19 protein-coding genes and 4 pseudogenes are annotated in these 17,227 nt (G+C 68.7%); 9 read left to right on the top strand and 14 right to left on the bottom strand.

The window, feature by feature from the left end; all coding sequences use genetic code 11:
- Window positions 1-178: 178 nt before the first annotated feature.
- From FDA94_RS00520 to FDA94_RS00510, 3 genes are all read right to left on the bottom strand, one after another.
- Window positions 179-1,282 (bottom strand): lipase family protein, encoded by a 1,104-nt coding sequence (locus tag FDA94_RS00520; protein WP_137245026.1) that lies wholly within the window; start codon window positions 1,280-1,282, stop codon window positions 179-181.
- Window positions 1,283-1,758: 476 nt separating this feature from the next.
- Entirely contained in the window at window positions 1,759-2,193 is a 435-nt protein-coding gene (locus FDA94_RS41440) for a DUF3040 domain-containing protein (protein ID WP_137245025.1), read from the bottom strand.
- A gap of 618 nt (window positions 2,194-2,811) precedes the next feature.
- Window positions 2,812-3,195, bottom strand: a complete 384-nt coding sequence (locus FDA94_RS00510) for a hypothetical protein (RefSeq protein WP_030924288.1) — start codon at window positions 3,193-3,195, stop codon at window positions 2,812-2,814.
- Between the two features lie 48 nt (window positions 3,196-3,243).
- On the opposite strand from FDA94_RS00510, the gene FDA94_RS00505 reads away from it, so the two are divergent.
- The 4 genes and pseudogenes from FDA94_RS00505 to FDA94_RS41435 all read left to right on the top strand — a co-directional run.
- Entirely contained in the window at window positions 3,244-4,002 is a 759-nt protein-coding gene (locus FDA94_RS00505) for a DeoR/GlpR family DNA-binding transcription regulator (protein ID WP_170990713.1), read from the top strand.
- A 57-nt stretch (window positions 4,003-4,059) separates the two neighbouring features.
- Entirely contained in the window at window positions 4,060-4,407 is a 348-nt protein-coding gene (locus tag FDA94_RS00500) for a helix-turn-helix domain-containing protein (protein WP_246059427.1), read from the top strand.
- 57 nt (window positions 4,408-4,464) lie between these two features.
- Window positions 4,465-4,647, top strand: coding sequence for a site-specific integrase (locus FDA94_RS00495; protein WP_137245023.1), 183 nt, complete (start codon window positions 4,465-4,467; stop codon window positions 4,645-4,647).
- A 503-nt stretch (window positions 4,648-5,150) separates the two neighbouring features.
- Window positions 5,151-5,350, top strand: a pseudogene (locus tag FDA94_RS41435) (IS21 family transposase); the annotation flags it as partial.
- An 83-nt stretch (window positions 5,351-5,433) separates the two neighbouring features.
- Here FDA94_RS41435 and FDA94_RS00485 read toward each other — a convergent pair.
- The gene (locus FDA94_RS00485; protein WP_137245021.1) at window positions 5,434-6,051 is read right to left on the bottom strand and encodes a TetR/AcrR family transcriptional regulator; all 618 of its coding nucleotides are present in this window, start codon (window positions 6,049-6,051) and stop codon (window positions 5,434-5,436) included.
- A 143-nt stretch (window positions 6,052-6,194) separates the two neighbouring features.
- Between FDA94_RS00485 and FDA94_RS00480 the strand changes: the two genes are divergently transcribed.
- Both FDA94_RS00480 and FDA94_RS00475 read left to right on the top strand, forming a co-directional pair.
- Window positions 6,195-6,974: a glucose 1-dehydrogenase gene (locus FDA94_RS00480; protein WP_137245020.1), complete on the top strand. Its 780-nt coding sequence runs from the start codon at window positions 6,195-6,197 to the stop codon at window positions 6,972-6,974.
- Entirely contained in the window at window positions 6,971-7,447 is a 477-nt protein-coding gene (locus FDA94_RS00475) for a nitroreductase/quinone reductase family protein (protein WP_137245019.1), read from the top strand. Before FDA94_RS00480 ends, FDA94_RS00475 begins: the two co-directional genes overlap by 4 nt.
- 41 nt (window positions 7,448-7,488) lie before the next feature.
- On the opposite strand, the pseudogene FDA94_RS00470 reads toward FDA94_RS00475, so the two are convergent.
- The 8 genes and pseudogenes from FDA94_RS00470 to FDA94_RS00430 all read right to left on the bottom strand — a co-directional run bounded on the left by FDA94_RS00470 (window position 7,489) and on the right by FDA94_RS00430 (window position 12,952).
- Window positions 7,489-8,366, bottom strand: a pseudogene (locus FDA94_RS00470) (IS5 family transposase).
- Window positions 8,367-8,756: 390 nt separating this feature from the next.
- Window positions 8,757-8,951 carry a hypothetical protein gene (locus tag FDA94_RS00465; RefSeq protein ID WP_137245018.1) on the bottom strand — a complete coding sequence of 65 codons (195 nt, stop codon included), beginning with the start codon at window positions 8,949-8,951 and terminating at the stop codon, window positions 8,757-8,759.
- Window positions 8,952-9,038: 87 nt separating this feature from the next.
- A complete protein-coding gene (locus FDA94_RS38910) occupies window positions 9,039-9,695 on the bottom strand; it encodes a WD40 repeat domain-containing protein (RefSeq protein WP_342778436.1) in 657 nt (218 codons plus the stop codon).
- Window positions 9,696-9,703: 8 nt separating this feature from the next.
- A pseudogene (locus FDA94_RS41430) lies at window positions 9,704-10,060 on the bottom strand (WD40 repeat domain-containing protein); the annotation flags it as partial.
- Between the two features lie 5 nt (window positions 10,061-10,065).
- Window positions 10,066-10,257 (bottom strand): annotated as a pseudogene (locus tag FDA94_RS41425) (WD40 repeat domain-containing protein); the annotation flags it as partial.
- 77 nt (window positions 10,258-10,334) lie between these two features.
- Entirely contained in the window at window positions 10,335-10,532 is a 198-nt protein-coding gene (locus tag FDA94_RS00440) for a ferredoxin (RefSeq protein ID WP_342778435.1), read from the bottom strand.
- A gap of 7 nt (window positions 10,533-10,539) precedes the next feature.
- Entirely contained in the window at window positions 10,540-11,769 is a 1,230-nt protein-coding gene (locus FDA94_RS00435) for a cytochrome P450 (RefSeq protein WP_137245015.1), read from the bottom strand.
- Window positions 11,770-12,061: 292 nt separating this feature from the next.
- The gene (locus FDA94_RS00430) at window positions 12,062-12,952 is read right to left on the bottom strand and encodes an RNA polymerase sigma-70 factor (RefSeq protein ID WP_137245014.1); all 891 of its coding nucleotides are present in this window, start codon (window positions 12,950-12,952) and stop codon (window positions 12,062-12,064) included.
- Window positions 12,953-13,263: 311 nt separating this feature from the next.
- Here FDA94_RS00430 and FDA94_RS00425 point away from each other — a divergent pair, with 311 nt between their 5' ends.
- Together FDA94_RS00425 and FDA94_RS00420 are read left to right on the top strand one after the other, a co-directional pair.
- Entirely contained in the window at window positions 13,264-14,115 is an 852-nt protein-coding gene (locus FDA94_RS00425) for an SDR family NAD(P)-dependent oxidoreductase (RefSeq protein ID WP_137245013.1), read from the top strand.
- 51 nt (window positions 14,116-14,166) lie between these two features.
- Complete coding sequence (locus FDA94_RS00420) at window positions 14,167-15,372, top strand: NAD(P)/FAD-dependent oxidoreductase (RefSeq protein WP_137245012.1); 1,206 nt, start codon at window positions 14,167-14,169, stop codon at window positions 15,370-15,372.
- Between the two features lie 386 nt (window positions 15,373-15,758).
- On the opposite strand, the gene FDA94_RS40950 is transcribed toward FDA94_RS00420, so the two are convergent.
- Both FDA94_RS40950 and FDA94_RS00415 read right to left on the bottom strand, forming a co-directional pair.
- Entirely contained in the window at window positions 15,759-15,884 is a 126-nt protein-coding gene (locus FDA94_RS40950) for a hypothetical protein (RefSeq protein WP_281286510.1), read from the bottom strand.
- Between the two features lie 43 nt (window positions 15,885-15,927).
- Window positions 15,928-16,329: a hypothetical protein gene (locus FDA94_RS00415; protein ID WP_137245011.1), complete on the bottom strand. Its 402-nt coding sequence runs from the start codon at window positions 16,327-16,329 to the stop codon at window positions 15,928-15,930.
- 251 nt (window positions 16,330-16,580) lie between these two features.
- On the opposite strand from FDA94_RS00415, the gene FDA94_RS00410 reads away from it, so the two are divergent.
- Window positions 16,581-16,751 (top strand): helix-turn-helix transcriptional regulator, encoded by a 171-nt coding sequence (locus FDA94_RS00410; RefSeq protein ID WP_281286522.1) that lies wholly within the window; start codon window positions 16,581-16,583, stop codon window positions 16,749-16,751.
- The last annotated feature ends 476 nt before the right edge of the window (window positions 16,752-17,227 follow it).

The raw sequence follows: 17,227 nt of genomic DNA, 5'->3' as shown, positions 1-17,227 counted from the left end.
TCGCTCCGCAGGCAGCACCGACGGATCGAGGGGGCATGGTGGCCGCCGGTATGTCGGCGGGGGTTCGGTTACGGCGCCAATGCGGTGGCGCGGATCGGAGGCCTTCGCCGGGCGAGCCCAGCCGTTCCGCGCGTTCGACAGCGGCGGGATGGTCGGCGAACGCGTCACCCGCTATTTCCTATGGGTTCGCGAAGAACGCCTCTGCCCGTGTCACCACGTCGGCCGCCACCGCTGGGAGCAGGGTGAAGTGGTCGGCGCCGTCCACAGGCGTGTACGTCGCATCCAGGCCGGCCCCCGCGAGCTGACCTGTCGTGATCTCGCTGAAGACGGCGGGGAGCGTGTCGGCGGTGCCGTGGATGAGCTGGACCGGGCGGGTGTATCCGGTGAGCGGTGCCTCCTCCTCGGCGAACAGGCGGACGAACTCATCGCTGGCTGCGACCGGATCCTTCAGTATGTCGGCGTTGGTCAGCCCGGCGACGGCCGCGACCATCTCATCCACGCAGAGCCGCCCGGCCAGACCGATCAGCTCCAGGCCTTTGCGGGTGAACCAGCGGGCGGGCCGGAAATCGTGGGTGATCGGGAGCGCCCGCCCCGAGTAGGGCACGACGAAGCTGGCCGCTCCGGCCGGGTCGCGTACAAGGGGCGAACCGACCTGGAGCTGCCACTGTGTGAAAGGCGCCAGGGCGATCGTGCCTTTGGCCGCCAGTTCGGGCGCGTAGGAGGCGGCGAGCGCGCCGGACCAGAGCGCGGCGTGCCCGCCGAGCGAGTACCCGACCGGCAGCCAGGACCGCGACACCGGCCCCAGCCTCCTGGCCGCACGGACAATGTCGATCATCGCGTACGCCGCCGAGGGGCCGTCCACGCCCGGACTTTCTCCCGGTGTGCCGATGCCTTGGAAATCGGTGACGGCCACCGCGTACCCGGCTCCGATCAAGGCTTCCTGGAGAGTGCGTTCCCCGGGGGCACCGCCGGTGCGGGAGACCGCGCAGGAGTCCGCCACCCCGCCGAAGCCGTGCCCGAAGCTGATCATCGGCCAGCCGCTCGCGGGTGGCCGGCCCAGGGGAAGCGAGATCGTGCCGCTGATCACCGTCGGTTGCCGGTTCCAGGCCGAGGACACGTACCAGACTCGCCACGAGGGGCCGGAACCCGCGAGCTTCAGGTTTCCGGTCAGCGCTTCGACCCGGACGAGGGTGCCTTTCCCGAGAGTCGAGGCATGGGCCGGTGAAACGGCGACGACGGCTGTGAACGCGAGTAGGGCCAGCAGTGCGCGAGCCAGACGCATGGCGCCTCCGGGGCATCGGTCCGTTGGCTCAGATCATCACCCCGGCCCACCGGGTCCTGGCAACGCGCGGCGTTGTCCGCGCACGTCGGCTATGAACGCTTCAGCCAGAGGGCGGCGTTCTGGTGGATCTCCCTCGCAGTTCTGCTGGTCGGCGGCACAGTGGGCGGCACGCTGTGGTGGCTGCTGGCCGACCTGGCCGCCCAGGCACCTCCAGTTCCTTCCGCGCCGGGCAGCCTGCCGGGGCGGGCACCCTGGCTCTGGCCTTCCGCCGCCACCACCAGGAGCTCAGCGCCGCCCACACCACCCACGACGCCACCGAACGCCGCGTGACCGACCTGTCGGGGCTGAGCCGCCCAACCGGCTGGAGGCCGCCTCACATGGGGCCGCCGGCAAGGCCTACGCCGTCCGCGACGATCCGGAGGCCATGGCCGAGCTGTGCGCTGCCGTGCGCAACCCCAAGGCGTCGGCTCCGAGTGTCAGCATGTCCCACCGGTCACCACCTTCCGCAGCGCGGAGGGCCCAGTGGGTCGCAACCGGCCGGAACGGATGGGCCGTCGTTCCCGGGCCCGGTCAGGCACTGATGATCGCTTCGATCGGCGCCGCCGCGATGGGCTGCGCCGCTGCCTGTTCGGGGAGGCCGGGCGGCGGGGGTTCTGCGGAGGTGTGAGCAGATGCATCGCCAACGGCGCCGTGACCAGGCCCGCCGCCAGCAGCAGGCCCTGCGGCAGCATCATGCCCGTGACCAGCATCGCCACAGAGACCGCCAGCAGAGCCAAGGCTAGGCCGCGCCGTCGTCGGTAGGCGCGCGGCCGGCGCGGGCGCCCTGCTTCCAGAGCGGGAGCGCCATGCGGATCGCCTCGCTGCATCTGCTCCTCAAGAGCGTGCAGTGGATCGGTGCCGGACTGTGCCATGGCTCCTCCTTCCGGGACCGGCAGGTCAGGGGCTCTATGCCACAATCACATGGGCCTGGCGGCATCACCATCGGGTCCAGCACCCATTTCCGCAGGGGAACGGACCCCATTCGCACCGAACGGCATCTGCATGCTGGCCGCGATGGACAGCGGAGGGGAACAGCTATGCCCTCAACCGGTCCCTGCGGAAGGCGTGGGTATTGGTACGTGAGGCGCTGACCCGCGCGGAGCCGCCCCCGAGGAAGACTCTCCAGATGCGGTCGGCACAGCTGGAGCCCTTCAAGAAAGTCATCGGCGAGTGGCTGCGCGCCGACCTGGACGCACCTCGCAAGCAGCGGCACACCTCAACGCGAATTCACTGCCGCCTGATGGACGAACAGGGCATGGGCAAGATGTCCTACTCGGCGGTGCGTGACTACGTGGTCCGGCGCAAGCCCGAGATCTGGATCGAGGAAGGGCGCGGTCCGGCTCAGGTATTCATCGCCCAGCACCATCCGCCGGGCCGGGAGGCCGAGGTCGATTTCGGGGAGCTGTGGGTCCGGCTGGCCGGGATCATGGCCGGCCTGGTCGAGGCCGGTGCGGCCGCGATGGTCGGGGTGTCGATGCCTGGGTGGCTTGTCACGCGGTCTCCTGCGGGGTGCGGCGGGGAATCTCGGCCACGTCGTGGTAGACGGGCAGGCCGCGGTGGCGGGCGGTGGCGACGTCCTGGTCGGCTCCGGAAGAGTCGCCGGGTAGGCGCAGCACGGCGTCGCAATGGGCGAGCAGTCGGTCGGCGGTCGGGTACAGCACCTGGTCGGCGAGGGGGTCGGTGGGGCCCGCATCGGCGGAGCGCAGGACGGGCAGGGCGATCCATTCCCCGATCACGGGGAGGTGGCCGGTGGCGAAGACCGGCCAGGCGGCGGCTTCGAGGCGGGCAAGATTGGCGGCCATGGCCTGCGGGTCGCCGTTGGTGCCGGAACGGTAGGGGCCGGCGATCAGGATGAGCATGGGTTTGTCGGTCACGGGTACTAAGATACATGCAAAAACGTGCAAGAACGGGAAAGAGTGCGCATGCTGGCTGCTGAACGGCGCGACCATCTGCTCGATCTGCTCGCCCGTGAGGGCAAGATCGTCGCCAAGGACGTCGCCGCCGAACTGGGGATCTCCGAGGACAGCGTGCGGCGCGACCTGCGCGATCTCGCCTCCGAGGGACTGTGCCAGCGGGTCTACGGCGGCGCCTTGCCTGCTTCGCCCGCGCTGGTCGGCTATGCCGCCCGGCAGACCGTAGCCCCGGACGGCAAGCGGAAGGTCGCTTCGGTGGCTGCCGGGCTGGTGCGGCCGGGCGGTGCGCTGATTCTCGACGGCGGCACCACCGCCCTCGCCGTCGCCCGCGCGCTCCCTCAGGACCTGGCCTGCACCGTGATCACCCACAGCCCGACCATTGCCGCCGCGCTGCTCGACCATCCGCAGACGGAGCTCTTCCTGCTCGGTGGCCGCATCTTCAAGCACTCGGCGGTCGCCTGCGGTGCGGCCGCGGTCGAGGCCGCACAGAACGTCTCCGCCGACCTCTGCCTGCTCGGCGTCACCGGCGTACACCCTGAGGCGGGACTGACCACCGGCGACGCCGAGGAGGCCGCGATGAAGCGTGCACTGGCCGCACGCGCGGCGGACACCTACATCCTCGCCTCCTCCGAGAAGCTCGGCACAGCTTCGCGGTTCCGCGTCCTGCCCTGGGAAGAGATCAGCGGACTGATCACCGACGCCGACCCCCATGACGCAGTCGTCGAACGGCTCACGGCGCGCGGCGTGGAGATCCTCACAACCGGCTGACGGCTACGAGCCGAGCGCTCGCCCGTCGGCAGGTCTTGCACCAGACGAGCTGGGGGAATGATGGTTGCAGGGGACCGCCATGCCGAAGCTGCTGTTCGCGCGCCGCCGCAGAACGCGGACGAGGAACGCAAGATCCGCAAGCTGGCCGGAGCGCGGCACGGCCCGAGCGACTGGATCATGCGGGCGCAGATGATCGTATCGAGTTGGCAGGGGCTGCGGACCAGCGCGATCGCAGCCAAGCCAGGCTGCCACATTCAGACCGTGCGCGAGCGGCTCGACCGGTCCAACGCCGAGGGGCTGGCCGGATTGGGTGACCGGCCCGGAGTAGGCCGCAAGCCGCGGATCACTGCGGCGGGCGGCTGCTGCGCCGGGTCGACCGGCACGGCACCATCGGCCCCTCGCTGAGCGGCGAGTCGGTGAACGTCGGCGTGGGCGATCTGGCCGTCCGGGCCGGGGTTCCCAATGCCGAGGCGGTCACCGCGCAGCCTGCGCGCCGGCGAAGCGACCGTCGCCTACGCCGCAGGCGTGCCGGTCTCAGTCATCGCCGCACACGGCCGCTGGGCTCCGAATTCCCCGGTGGTGCTGGGCCACATCCGCGCCGTAGATCGTTGGCGCGACAACGCCATGCGCAACGTCGGCCTCTGACCAGGGGAACAGGAACCCAACGCAACGCGGAGAACCGGGCTCCGCCCTGACTTCGTGGCGACATCAAATCGGCGCTCAACACCGATCTTGCTGAAGGTTCGACGACGATTTTTCACTGACGGATGCTGACGAATCCACAGGTCAGACGCCGCTCTGCAGATTTCTTTCAGCGGCGATTCTTCAGCCACTTTCAGCGGCTCTGACGAGTCGCGCAGGAGGCTGGCAGCCCGATACGACCGATGTGACGGTCTCGTTGGCCGTGTGGCCATAGCCCTACCTCGATCCCGCGCCAGCGGGAGTGGGACCAGACCTCCCTGCATGAGCCTGCACAGGCGCATCTCCCGGTCGCCGTAGACGCAGACGGGTGGCTGGCGGGCAAGCCGCACCGTTTCTGACCAGGGGAAACAGCACGGGAAGGGAAGATGGTGATCTTACTGAAGCCCGGTGACGGAACCACTGAAGCCTTGTGACGAATCTGCAGGGCAGAAATCTGCAGGTCACAGCAACACCCAGCGATTTGGTCAGCAGCGCGCCGCGCGCTGGGTGAGCTCGCCGCGACCCGCGTGCTGATCGAGGTGTTGCTGCTGCACGGCACATGGACGACGGCGACGTGGTGGCCGGGATCCGTGCGGCGCTGTCGGTCGATGCCTTCGCGGTCGACGTCGTCGCGGTCGAGGCCCGCAAAGCCGCCGATGCCCGCGGCGCCGGCCTTACCGCCTTAGTGTGGCGGCTGCACCGGCGGGCCGAAGCGTTGCTATCAGACATTAAGCGACCTGGCGTTATCTGTCAGACGGCGTACCGGGCGACGATGGTGCGGACGGCCTCGTCGACCACCTGAGCGACGCGTTCGGCGCTCACCTGCCAGCCCGGCACCAGGAGTGTCGGCCAGAAGACGTAGTTGGAGATCATGCCCAGGAACTGGGTGGCTGCGAGGTCCACGTCTTCGACTCGCACCGTCCCCGCCTCGTGCTCGGCCAGGAGGTAGCCGCGTACGGACTCGAAGTAGGGCATCTTCCCGTGTGAGAACTGCGCGTTGGCGAGTTCGGGGAATCGCGGCAGCTCGGCGATGACGATTCGGAACAAGTCGGTCATCTGGGCGCGGCTCAACAACTCGGCGTAGCGGCGACCGATGGTGCTGAGCCCGTCGACGACGTTGCCCGCCGGCGGAGGATCCTCTTCGTGAGCGGTTGACCAGGACTCGGTGACCATGGCGTCGAACAGGGCGGCCTTGCTCGGAAACTGCTTGAACAAGGTGGCCCGGGAAACGCCCGAGCGCTCTGCGATCCGCGCCAGCGACGTCCGGTCGTAGCCCAACTCGAGGAACAAAGCGGTCGCGGCCCTCACGATCAGCGCGCGCTTCTCCTGGGCGATGCGCTGGTGATACGTCGTCACGACCCCGCTCATAGGCTGAGTATACGAGGTGAGTGGCTTGACTCACCATTGCCGCCCACCTACTGTCGGGGAATGGTGAGTCACTCGGCTCACCATTGGCCGCCGTTCATCACAGATGATCCCGGTCAGTCACCCACATAGCGAAGGAACATCTGATGCGCCGCTTCGACGACCAGACCGTGCTCGTGACCGGTGGGACCGGCGGCCAAGGCTCGAGCCACGTACGTGCCTTTCATGCGGAGGGAGCGAACGTGGTGATCGGCGACATCGACGCCGAACGCGGCGCCGCTCTCGCCGCCGAGCTCGGGACCCGCGCTCGATTCACCCGCCTCGACGTCACCGATGAGAGCTCGTGGTCCGCCGCTGTGCTGGCCGCCGAGAGCGCCTTTGGCGCCCTGAACGTGCTCGTCAACAACGCGGGCGTCCAGAACCCGCCGGCGCCGATTGAGAAGACGGACCAGGCCACGTGGTCGCGCATCCTCGACATCAACCTCACAGGGACCTTCCTCGGCATCAAGGTCGCCGCCCCCGCTCTGCGCCGCGCAACAGGGGGAGCCATCGTCAACATCGCCTCGACGATGGGCTTGGGCGGTACGGCGCACTACGCGCCGTACGTCGCCAGCAAGTGGGCCGTGCGCGGTCTCACCCAAACGGCGGCGCTCGAGCTCGGCCGGGACCACATCCGCGTGAACACCATCCACCCCGGCGTGATCGCGACCTCCTTCATCCAAGAACCAGCGGCCGGCGCCACCGCGGCCATCGCCGACTTCTACTCACCCGAGCCGTTCGCCATCCCCCGACTTGGAGAGCCGTCCGACGTCACCCGGCTTCTCCTGTTCCTCGCGTCATCAGAGGCGTCGTTCATCACGGGGTCGGAGTACGTCATCGACGGTGGACTCCTCCTCGGGCCCGCCCTTCAGATGGAGACCGCATGAGCAGTCCAGACACGACCGGATGGAACGAGTCCGCACGGGACGCGTCTTTGTCGCACCTGCCCGATCACATCCGGCGAGCCCTCGAGATCACACCCGCCGCAGGCACCAGCGAACGGATCATCGACATCACGACGCTGGGGCGCCGCACCGGCCGACCACGCCGCATCGAGATCTTCTTCTACCGAGCTGCGGGCTCCACCTACCTGTGTAGCGGCGCCGGCGGGGGCGCTACCGACTGGTATGCGAACCTTCTCGCCAATCCCGCCTTCACCTTCCACCTCAAGAACGGGATCCGTGCAGATCTGCCAGCACTGGCCACGCCGGTCACCGCCCCGGCTGAACGTCAGGCCGTGCTGACGGAGATCGTCGCGGATCTCAATCAGCCCCACGACCCCGGCACCATCCGGCCGACTCGGCTCGTAGACTGGGCCGACAGTCGGCTGATGCGCATCAGCTTCCGCCATCGGCCGTGATCGCGCCAGAGACTGGGGTGTGGTCGCGGCTAGGTCGTGTTTCAAAGTCGGGTGAGCCAGTCGCAGATGGCGGCGATCTGGATCGTGGCGGTGTAGCGGACGGCGAGCTTGTCGTATCTGGTCGCGATGGCGCGGTGGCGTTTGAGCCGGTTGATGCCGCATTCCACGGCAGACCGCAGTCGGCAGTCGACCGGGTCGAAGTTGGGCGGTCTGCCGCCTCGGCTGCCGCGGCGTAACCGGCCGGTGATGCGGTCAGCCGGTTCGGGAATCGTGGCCTTGATGCAGGTGGACCTGGATCGCGCGGGAGGAGTAGGCCTTGTCGGCCCGCACCACGCGCGGCCGCGTCCGTGGTCGTCCCGGACCTGTGCGGGGAACACTGATCCCTGACATGACCGCGGGGAACTGAGGCGCGTCCCCGCGTTGCCCGCCGGTCACCACCAGCGACAACAGCCGCTGACCCTGCTCACAGGCCAGATGCAGCTTGGTGGACCAGCCTCCGCGCGAGCGCCCCAGACCGTGATCGGCCGGTTCGGTCGTGGTCCCGCCGGGCGGTTCGGCCTGCCGATCGCCGTTGCGGGCGGCTCCGGCGGCGTGCTGGTGAGCCCGGCAGATCGTGGAGTCCACACCGACGTCCCAGCCGGATCCGGCCGGCCGCATCGGCCAACTGCTGCACCCTGGTCATGATCTGCCGCCAGATACCGGCACGCTGCCGGCGGCGAAACAGCGCATAGACCGCCTGCCAGGAGCCATAACAGTCGGGCACGTCCCGCCAGGGCGCGCCGACCCGGATCCGCCAGCGGATGCCATCGATCAGCTGGCGTTTGTTCCACATCGGCGGTCGGCCCGGCCGACTGGGCACGGGCAGCAGCGGCTCCAGCAGCGCCCATTGTTCGTCGGTCAGGTCGAGCCGCCGCGTCACCGTTAAGGTGGTCACGAGGTCTCCGGGAGCAAAGGTTCTTCTTGGTCGTTAAACCCTTTACCGGAGACTCACCGCGTCAGGCTCCGCGACACGCCGCCAGGCCGACTTTGAAACAGGTCCTAGCTCCGCGGCCGCGCGGCCAACGCGGTGGAGGGGCTACACGGCGTCGTGAACGCGCTGCGCGATGCCCTGTCCCTGGACGATCAGGAGCGCGAACGGCTCGCTGTCACGTTCCCGGCGATCTTCCCGACCTCTGCGGACGTCGTCGGCTCGCTCGCCGACCTCCCGCAGGTGTGCGACGTCGAGGCCGCCGCCTCCGTGCTCGCAGGCCCTGCGGTGGCCGAGCTCGGCCTCCGATCGTTATCTGGGGTTGAAGGTTCTTCTCGCAAGTCAGAGCGATGTGATCTTGTTAGGCATGTAAGGCATGTGGCAGACGCCCAAGATGCGGGTGTCGGGGTTCAGGCCGTCACCCCGCCGCGCGACTTCGCCCCGGTCGACCGAGACGCCGTGGCCGAACAGGGCCGGGCCCTCGCGTCCTTCCTCCCGGACGGCGAGAGCCCACGAGCCGCACGGCCGGTAGGGCACGGCGGGGATCAGCTGGGCCCAGCGAGCGAGGCTGACGGGCCCGACGAGGTGACAACCGCGCGCGGTGACGCGGGCGGGATCGGTGTCCTAGAACCGTGCGGTGCCGTCGTTGCCGACGGTGGCCAGGGTGGTTCCGTCGGGGCTGAACGCCAGGCCGTTGACGGCGCTCGTGTGGCCGTTCAGGACGGCGATGGCCTCGCGGCGGGTGAGGTCCCACAGTCTGGCCGTCCGGTCGGCGCTCGCGGTGGCGAGCGTGCGCCCGTCGGGCTGAAGGCGACGTCCCAGATGGCGTCGGCGTGTCCGGTCAGCGTGGCGATCGGCGTGCGCCGGGCGAGGTCCCACTACTGAACGACCTTGTCGTCGCCGGCTGTGGGCGAGGGTCTTCCCGTCGGGGCTGAACGTCACGCTGTAGACGGCGCCGGTGTGGCCCTTCAGGGCGGCGATTTCCGCACCGCTGGTGATGTCCCACAATTCGAGCATTTTGTTGCCGCCGACCGTGGCGAGAATCCGGCCGTCCGGACTGAACGCTCTATCCCAGACACTGCGCATGACTTCGCCGGAGGTCTCCAAGATGGCGATGACTTCACGCCGGGCCACATTCCACAGCTGCGCCGTGCCGTTATCGCGGGCGACGGCGAGAGTTCGTCCGTCTGGGCTGAACTCCACCGCCAGACCCAGAAAACCGGTTCGTCTGTGCCCGGGTGGAACAAAGTCGTGGAAAGGCGGCGACGGCCCGCCTCCCATAACCGGATCGTGCTGTCGCTGCTGTTGGTGGCGAGGGTATGCCCGCCGGGGCTGAACGCGACTCCCCATACGGCATCGGTGTGACCCGGCAGAGCAATCACAGTGTGGTTCGCCATATCCCACAACCGGGTGAGACCGCTGGTAGTGGCGCTGGCCAAGGTTCTGCCGTTAGGGCTGAACGCCACTCTTTTCATCGGCGCCGCTGGAAAGGGCAGCAGAACCGCGCCGTTGAGACTCCAGAGCACCACACTGTCGTCGTTGCTGGTGGTGGCCAAGGCGTTCCCGTCGGGGCTGAACGCGACCCCCACACCGCACCGGTGTGGCCGGACAGAGTGGCGACCGTCTCCTGGCGCCGGATGTCCCACAACCGGGCGGTGCCATCCACACTGACCGTCGCGAGAATATGCCCGCCGGGACCGAACGCGGTCCCGGTCCCGGTCAGGGCCCCGAAATGGCCGGTCAGCATGGCCTTTTGCCGGAAGCTCCGGGTATCCCACAGCCGAACGGTCCTGTCGTTGCCGGTGGTAGCGATGGTGTCTCCGTCCGGGCTGAACGCCGCGGCGTTGACATTGGAGGCAAGGTCTGACCTACCCGCCCGCTACGGGCACGGACGGACGCGTGGTCCACCCGGGGGAGGGCTTACTCCTGCAGGATGGACAGGGCTCGGGATGGGCACAAGATGACGGCGTGGCGTGCCTGTGCGGCGCTCTGGTCGTCGAGGTGATCGGTCAGCAGGGCCACGATGCCGTCCTCATCCTGGTCGAAGACGGCCGGTTCGGTCAGGACGCACTGGCCGGAGCCGACGCAGAGATGGGTGTCCGCCTTGATTCGCATCATGTCCTGCTCACCAGGTGACCGGGAGTTCGTGAACGCCGTAGATGACGGCGTCGGTCTTGAACGGCAGGTCCTCGGCAGGTGCGGCGAGCCCCAGGGTGGGGATGCGGCGGAACAGCGTGTCGAAGACGATCTGCAGCTCCATCCGGGCCAGGTTCTGGCCGAGACACTGGTGCGGGCCGAACCCGAAGGCGAGGTGGTGGCGGGCTCCGCGCTCGACATCCAGTTCGCCCGGGTCTACGAACGCCGCCGGGTCCCAGTTGGCCGACAGCATCGAGACGATTATGCCCTCGCCGGCCTTGATGCCCACCCCGCCGATCTGTACGTCTTCGGTGGCCAGCCGGGAGGTGACCCCGTCGGCGATGGTGAAGTAGCGCAGCAGTTCCTCCACGGCCATGGGCGTCCTGTCCGGGTCGGCTTTGACCGCGGCCAGTTGCTCGGGGTGGGTGAGCAGCCCGACGACGCCGAGCGAGATCATGTTCGCGGTGGTCTCGTGTCCGGCGGTCAGCAGTAGGAAGGCCAGGCTGACCAGGCTCGCGTGGTCGAGGGTGCCCTCCTGGCGTTGCCGGGCGATCTGCCGGCTGAGCAGGTCGTCGCCGGGTTCGGACTCCTTGCGGGTGATCAGGTCGTCGATGTAGGCGCGCAGTTCGGCGAAGGCTCGCTGGCGCTCTTCCAGCGAGGTGCGGCTCACCATCATGGTGGTGCGGCTTTGGAAGAAGTCGTGGTCGGTGTACGGGACGCCGAGCAGTTCGCAGATCACCAGGGAGGGCACCGGCAGGGACAGCGCCTGCACCAGGTCGACCGGCCGCTGGTCGGTGGCGAGCATGTCGTCGATGAAGTGGTCAACGATGTCCTGAATGCGCGGGCGCAGCGCGGCCAACCGCCTCACAGTGAACTCGCCGATCACCGCGCGCCGGGCCGCGGAGTGTTCCGCGCCGTCCATGCCGAGCATCAACGGCGGCTGGCTGCGCAGCTGCCGCAGGGTCGCCGCGTCGAGGGTGAAGAGCGGGAAGCCGTCCTTGCGCTTGTCAGAGGAGAAGCGGCCGTCGACGAGGACGGCCCGGGCCTCCTCATGCCCGGCCACCCACCACGCCTCTCCACCACTGGCCAGGCGGATCTTGTTGATCGGCGCCTGCTCGCGCAGCCGCTCGTAGGCGTCGGGCGGGTCGAACGGGCAACCCCGCTCGACCGGCAGTTGTAGACCGGTGAGTTCGCCGATGTCGGCGACGTTCTTTGTCATGAATGACCTTCCAGTATGAGATCTGGCGGAATGTGTTCTGCTTGTCGCGGCCTCGGGAGCGTGATCTACACCGCCGGTTCCGCGTAGGACGACAGGCGCCTGTTGCGCCACCGTCAGGTCCATATCGCTCCAAGGCTGTGGGCCGGCTCGTCACCGGTGTTCATCGCAGGGTGAGCGGAGTCTCGGATTCGCTGGCAACAACAGCTCCGGGTTGCGGACGCGTAGGAGAGGCCGGTGATGCGGCCGTCCTCAGAAGGCCCGTGGCGACGGTGGCGGCACGCTGGCTGAACGATTACCTCAGCGTGAGTGGGGTCTCGGAGGCGATGCGGGTCAGCTTGCGCGGGTTGCGGACGTAGTAGAGGCCGGTGATGCGGGCGTCCTCGACACGGACTGCTATGACGCCGTCGATGTCGCCGTCCACGCGCAGGAGGAGTGCCGGGTTGCCGTTGACCACGGTGGGTTCGCCGGCGAGCGCGATCTGGGCCTTGCCGAGGCCGCTGACGATCATGCGGGCCACCTTGCCGGCGCCGATGATCGGCTGCGGAGCGGCCTGCTTGACGCCGCCGCCGTCGCTGATCAGGACGACCTCGGGGGCGAGCACATCAAGCAGGCCCTGCAGGTCTCTGGTTTCGACCGCGCGCTGAAACGAGGCCAGCACCGCCCGGGTCTGGCTCGGGGAGACCACCTCGCGCGGGCGGCGGGCATCGACGTGCCGCCGGGCGCGGTGCGCGATCTGGCGCACGGTCGCCGGGGTCTTGCCGACCGCGGCCGCGATCTCGTCGTAGCCGACGTCGAAGACCTCGCGCAGGACGAAGACCGCGCGCTCGGTCGGCGACAGCGTCTCCAGGACGAGCATCAGCGCCATCGACACGCTCTCGGCGAGTTCGACGTCCTCGGCCACGTCCGGCGCGGTGAGCAGCGGTTCGGGCAACCAGGGGCCGACGTACGCCTCCTTGCGGCGCTTCATGGTGCGCAGCCGGTCCAGCGAGCGCCGGGTGGCGATCCGCACCAGGTAGGCGCGCTGGTCGAGCACCTGCTCCAGGTCGACCTTCATCCACCGCAGCCAGGTCTCCTGCAGGACGTCCTCGGCGTCGGCGGCCGAGCCGAGCATCTCGTAGGCAACGGTGAACAGCAGGTTGCGGTAAGCGAGGAATGCCTCGGTCGCCTCGGTGGCGGAGTCCATCCGGCCGTCACCAGCCATCGGCTCGGCTGTGCCCGTCGTTGGCTCGCTCGTTCATACCTGGCTCCTGCCTGTTCACCCGCAACTCCTACTCCATGCATAAGGCGCCGGCGCCCACCGCTGTGTGACACCCGTGTTCGGTGACTCACGTCACATGGCCGCACTGTCACAAAGTTGGGGGTGCCGGCGCCTCATGGTCGTCAGGACGCCGCGCGAACGATTCCCGCAGCACACAACTCCCCGAGTTGATCGCCTCGGCCGGTTGCGTGGTAACCGCCGCGCCACCGCCACCGAAAAAGGAACGGAAAGACATCATGAGCAAGGTCTGGTTCGTCACCGGTTCGTCTCGCGGCCTCGGCCGCAACTTCGTCGCGGCCGCCCTGTCGCGTGGCGACAAGGTGGCCGCGGCCGCCCGAACCGCCGCGAGCCTTGATGAGCTGGTCGCCGCCTACGGCGAGGCGGTCCTTCCGCTGGAGCTGGACGTGACCGACAAGGTCGCCGTCTTCGAGAGCGTCAAGCGGGCCAGGGAGCACTTCGGCCGCCTCGACGTCATCGTCAACAACGCGGGCTACGCCCAGGTCGGCGCGATCGAGGAGCTGGCCGAGCAGGACTTGCGCGACCAGCTGGAGACCAACCTGTTCGGCGCGCTGTGGGTGATCCAGGCCGCGCTGCCCCACCTGCGCGAACAGGGCTCGGGGCACATCATCCAGCTGTCCTCGGCCGCCGGGGTCATGGCGATGCCGCTCAGCGGCGCCTACAGCGCCTCCAAGTGGGCCCTGGAAGCCCTGAACGAATCCCTCGCCCAAGAGGTTGCCGACTTCGGCATCAAGGTGACCGTGATCGAGCCCGGCGGCTTCGCCACCCGGTCCGGCAAGAACCCCGACCCCCTCGCCAACGGTCACCTGTCCGAACCCAATCCGACCTACGACGGCCTTCGCCAGCGCATCGCCGCGTTCGCGGGCAAGCAGCCCGCCGGCGACCCGGCCGCCGCAGCCCAGGCACTCCTCAAGATCGTCGAATCCGACAACCCGCCCCTGCGGGTGCTCTTCGGCCTGGGCTTCTACCCGATGCTCCAGCAGGTCTACGCCGACCGCCTCAAGACCTGGGCCGACTGGCAGGACCTTTCGGCGCAGGCTCACGGCGACCTCGATCAAGAAAATCGGTGACCCAGGGCCGAGTCAACTCACCCAGAGCAAGCGAATCGACAGGAGCACCACATGAAGCACCGCATCGTCGTCCTCGGCGCCGGGTATGCCGGGGCCTACGTGGCCGGGAACCTGGCCCGCCGGCTGTCCCCGGCGGACACCGAGATCACCGTGGTCAACGCCGAGCCGGACTTCGTCGAGCGGCTGCGGCTGCACCAGCTCGCGGCCGGCCAGCAGATCAAGGCTCCAAAACTGGCCGACGTCTTCGCGGGCACGGACATACGGCTGCGCCTGGCCCGGGTCACCGCCGTCGACCCCGAGCGCCATCTCGTCGCCATCGCTGACGCCGACGGCGGCGGCGGCGGCGAGCTCGGCTACGACATGCTCGTCTACGCGCTCGGCAGCCACGTCGCCGACGGCGGCGTCCCCGGCGTGGCCGAGCACGCCTTTCACGTCACCAGCCGGCCCGCAGCGCTGCGCCTGCGCGAACGCCTGGACAACTTGGACAGGCGTGGCGAAGGCGGGAGAGTTCTGGTCGTCGGCGACGGGTTGACCGGCATCGAGACCGCCACCGAGTTCGCCGAAGCCCGGCCGGGCCTGTCAGTGACGCTCATCGCCCGCGGCGAGCTGGGCGCCCGGCTCTCCACCGGAGCCCGCGGCCATCTGCGCCAGGCCTGCGACCGGCTGGGCATCACGGTCCTGGAGCACACCAGCGTCGAAGCCGTCGAAGCGACGCGGGTGCTGTGCGCCGACGGCACCACCCTGGCATCCGACGCGACCGTGTGGACGGCCGGGTTCGCGGTCACCCCCATCGCCGCCGCCAGCGAGCTGGAGGTCACCGAGAACGGTCAGATCGTCGTCGATGACACCATGCGGTCGGTCTCGCACCCGAACGTCTACGCCGCCGGCGACAGCGCCTACGCCATCGGCGACAACGGCCGACCGCTGCCGATGTCCTGCGCGTCGGCCGGCTCCACCGGCCGGCAGGCCACGGACGCGATCGTGGGACGCCTTACCGGCCGCAAGATTGCGAAGGGCAAGCTGGACTACCCGGGCAATCACATCAGCCTCGGACGACGGGACGGGATCCTGCAGATGGTCGACGAGAAAGCGCGAGCAAAGCCGAAGTACGTGGGCGGCCGGAAGGCCGCGCGGATCAAGACGGGCATCCTCCAGATCTCGCTGTGGGGCATTTCGCACCCGACCTTCGGCCTGCCCAAGCGCAAGCGCCGCCTGGCCGCCGCGCCGGATGCGTCCGCCGAGAAGGCGCTCGCGTAACCGCTGACCGGCAGCGGATCAAGGTGCCGGAAGCATCGCTGACCAAGGTCGTCACCAACCTGTGCCTGGACCGGCTCCAGTAGCGCTACTACGAGGGGCAACACGTGTGGCGGCCCAGCTCGACCAGGGGGCGCGGCAGACCGTCGAGCAACGGACGGTCGGAGCCGTTCGCCCCCGCCACTGGCCTGCCGATCCGGCAGTAGCGATCCGGCAGTACACGGCGGGGCCGACAGGGCTGAGCGGGCACAACTGCGGCCATCCGGTCTCATACAGAGCCAGCATCGCCCACTCGGGCACGCTCGACTCGTCCTCGCCCGGATCGTCGAGGAAAGCCGGGACCGGCCTGCTGGCCGGCTCGGCAGCTCCACCCGGTGGGGCCGACGCCCTTACCGGTCGATCCACTCATTGGCCAGCGCCAGGCGCTGGTCCTCCAGGGCGTCCAGCACCGCCTCCATCTTGCGGTCCTGAGCAGCCCGCAGCTGGTCACGCCGGGTCTTCTCAGCGGCGGTCATGTGCGTGGCACAGTGCGCCGACCCGATACCGGTGAAGATCGTCTTAGTGCAGCGCTGGTGCTTCAGGGTGATGCCGGCGCACTGGGCTCGCGGGTGGGCGGCTGGCTGCGGCGATGTCGTCGTTGAAGCGCCGGTCGATGGGCGGGCGGCGGATCATCATCACATCGACGTAGGCTGCGGACGGGTCGGTTCCCGCCTCGCGGGCCTGGGCGAAGATGGAGCGCCGTCGGGGCGGGCCGTTTCCCCAGGCGGGTGCCAAGGGCAGCCGTGACTCTACGATGGCGGTGGCGTGGGCGGCGTCCAGCAGTTCGTCGCTGAGATTCAGGCGCATGCCGTTGATCAGCTGCAGGATGCTGGTGACTTCCCAGGACAGCCGGGCCGCCTGAGTCAGCAGCCAGGCGGGGGAGGCCCCGCCGTGCAGTTCACGACGTGGCGGAGTGACCATCCGCGGGTGGTCGTCGCGTCGAAGTCGGTTTATTCATGCCCCTCGTGGTCGCCTGGGCGGACGCGACCGAATGCTCGCAGCGCGCTGACACCTACGCACTCTCCGCAATCATCATTTGTACCGACGTTGGTACAGACCTTTGGGGATCATGCGCGCAAGCGTTGGTGAGTGCCCAATCCGATCAGGCCACGCCTGGCTGAACTGCGCAGACAGTTCGGCACACGCTTGCGTGAACTCCGCGAAGGGCGCGGCTGCCCCAGGAACAACTCGGCGAAATGGCCGACGTGGACCGCAAGACGATCAACCGCATCGAGAACGGCATGTACAGCCCGCACCTCGACAAGGTGTTCCAGATCGCCGATGCTCTCGCCATCCCCACCCGCGACCTGTTCAAGACAAGCAACACCTCCATCCACAGGTGAGGCTTCGGGCCGATGGCCGTTGAGCGTCACAGCGCCGTGGTAGCCCAACCGCCTGCGGCAAGACCCGGTGACCCGGCTCCGGTGGTCAGACGAGGGCAGCTTCGAAGATTTCGCGGTGCTTCGCGGTGAACGCGGCTTCCCGACGGCTCCACTCGATCCGCCCGGCGATTGTCTCGGCGTCGGCGAGCTCCGCACACCATCGCTGTCTCGGGAGAAACCCGCAGGTGAACCAGCCGTCCAGCACTCATGGCGCGATGGTGGAGGGCTCAGCGCGCCTACCTGGCCGGTTGCAGGTGACAGCGCAAGCGCTCGATAGCTGTCCATTCCTCGCCGCCTTACGGGTTGCGGCGCAGCAACTCGTCGCGCTCCTTACGGGGGTGTCGGTCAGAATCGTGTCACCAGGCCTAAACGAGCACGTTCGCCCAGCTCAGCCGGGCTGAGCTCACAGAACAGAACGTGCCTTCCGCAACTCACCG

The sequence above is a fragment of the Herbidospora galbida genome (genome assembly GCF_005233835.1).
Lineage (GTDB): Bacteria > Actinomycetota > Actinomycetes > Streptosporangiales > Streptosporangiaceae > Herbidospora > Herbidospora galbida.
Note: the sequence above shows the minus strand (reverse complement) of the source record. Positions and strands in the feature narration are given on the sequence as shown.

Bases quoted from the DNA above. Each gene is read 5' to 3' on its own strand.
- FDA94_RS00520 (WP_137245026.1), bottom strand. From the start codon at position 1,282: ATGCGTCTGGCTCGCGCACTGCTGGCCCTACTCGCGTTCACAGCCGTC.
- FDA94_RS41440 (WP_137245025.1), bottom strand. From the start codon at position 2,193: ATGGCACAGTCCGGCACCGATCCACTGCACGCTCTTGAGGAGCAGATG.
- FDA94_RS00505 (WP_170990713.1), top strand. From the start codon at position 3,244: ATGCTGGCTGCTGAACGGCGCGACCATCTGCTCGATCTGCTCGCCCGT.
- FDA94_RS00500 (WP_246059427.1), top strand. From the start codon at position 4,060: ATGATGGTTGCAGGGGACCGCCATGCCGAAGCTGCTGTTCGCGCGCCG.
- FDA94_RS00495 (WP_137245023.1), top strand. From the start codon at position 4,465: ATGCCGAGGCGGTCACCGCGCAGCCTGCGCGCCGGCGAAGCGACCGTC.
- FDA94_RS00485 (WP_137245021.1), bottom strand. From the start codon at position 6,051: ATGAGCGGGGTCGTGACGACGTATCACCAGCGCATCGCCCAGGAGAAG.
- FDA94_RS00480 (WP_137245020.1), top strand. From the start codon at position 6,195: ATGCGCCGCTTCGACGACCAGACCGTGCTCGTGACCGGTGGGACCGGC.
- FDA94_RS00475 (WP_137245019.1), top strand. From the start codon at position 6,971: ATGAGCAGTCCAGACACGACCGGATGGAACGAGTCCGCACGGGACGCG.
- FDA94_RS38910 (WP_342778436.1), bottom strand. From the start codon at position 9,695: ATGGGAGGCGGGCCGTCGCCGCCTTTCCACGACTTTGTTCCACCCGGG.
- FDA94_RS00440 (WP_342778435.1), bottom strand. From the start codon at position 10,532: ATGATGCGAATCAAGGCGGACACCCATCTCTGCGTCGGCTCCGGCCAG.
- FDA94_RS00435 (WP_137245015.1), bottom strand. From the start codon at position 11,769: ATGACAAAGAACGTCGCCGACATCGGCGAACTCACCGGTCTACAACTG.
- FDA94_RS00430 (WP_137245014.1), bottom strand. From the start codon at position 12,952: ATGGACTCCGCCACCGAGGCGACCGAGGCATTCCTCGCTTACCGCAAC.
- FDA94_RS00425 (WP_137245013.1), top strand. From the start codon at position 13,264: ATGAGCAAGGTCTGGTTCGTCACCGGTTCGTCTCGCGGCCTCGGCCGC.
- FDA94_RS00420 (WP_137245012.1), top strand. From the start codon at position 14,167: ATGAAGCACCGCATCGTCGTCCTCGGCGCCGGGTATGCCGGGGCCTAC.
- FDA94_RS40950 (WP_281286510.1), bottom strand. From the start codon at position 15,884: ATGACCGCCGCTGAGAAGACCCGGCGTGACCAGCTGCGGGCTGCTCAG.
- FDA94_RS00415 (WP_137245011.1), bottom strand. From the start codon at position 16,329: ATGGTCACTCCGCCACGTCGTGAACTGCACGGCGGGGCCTCCCCCGCC.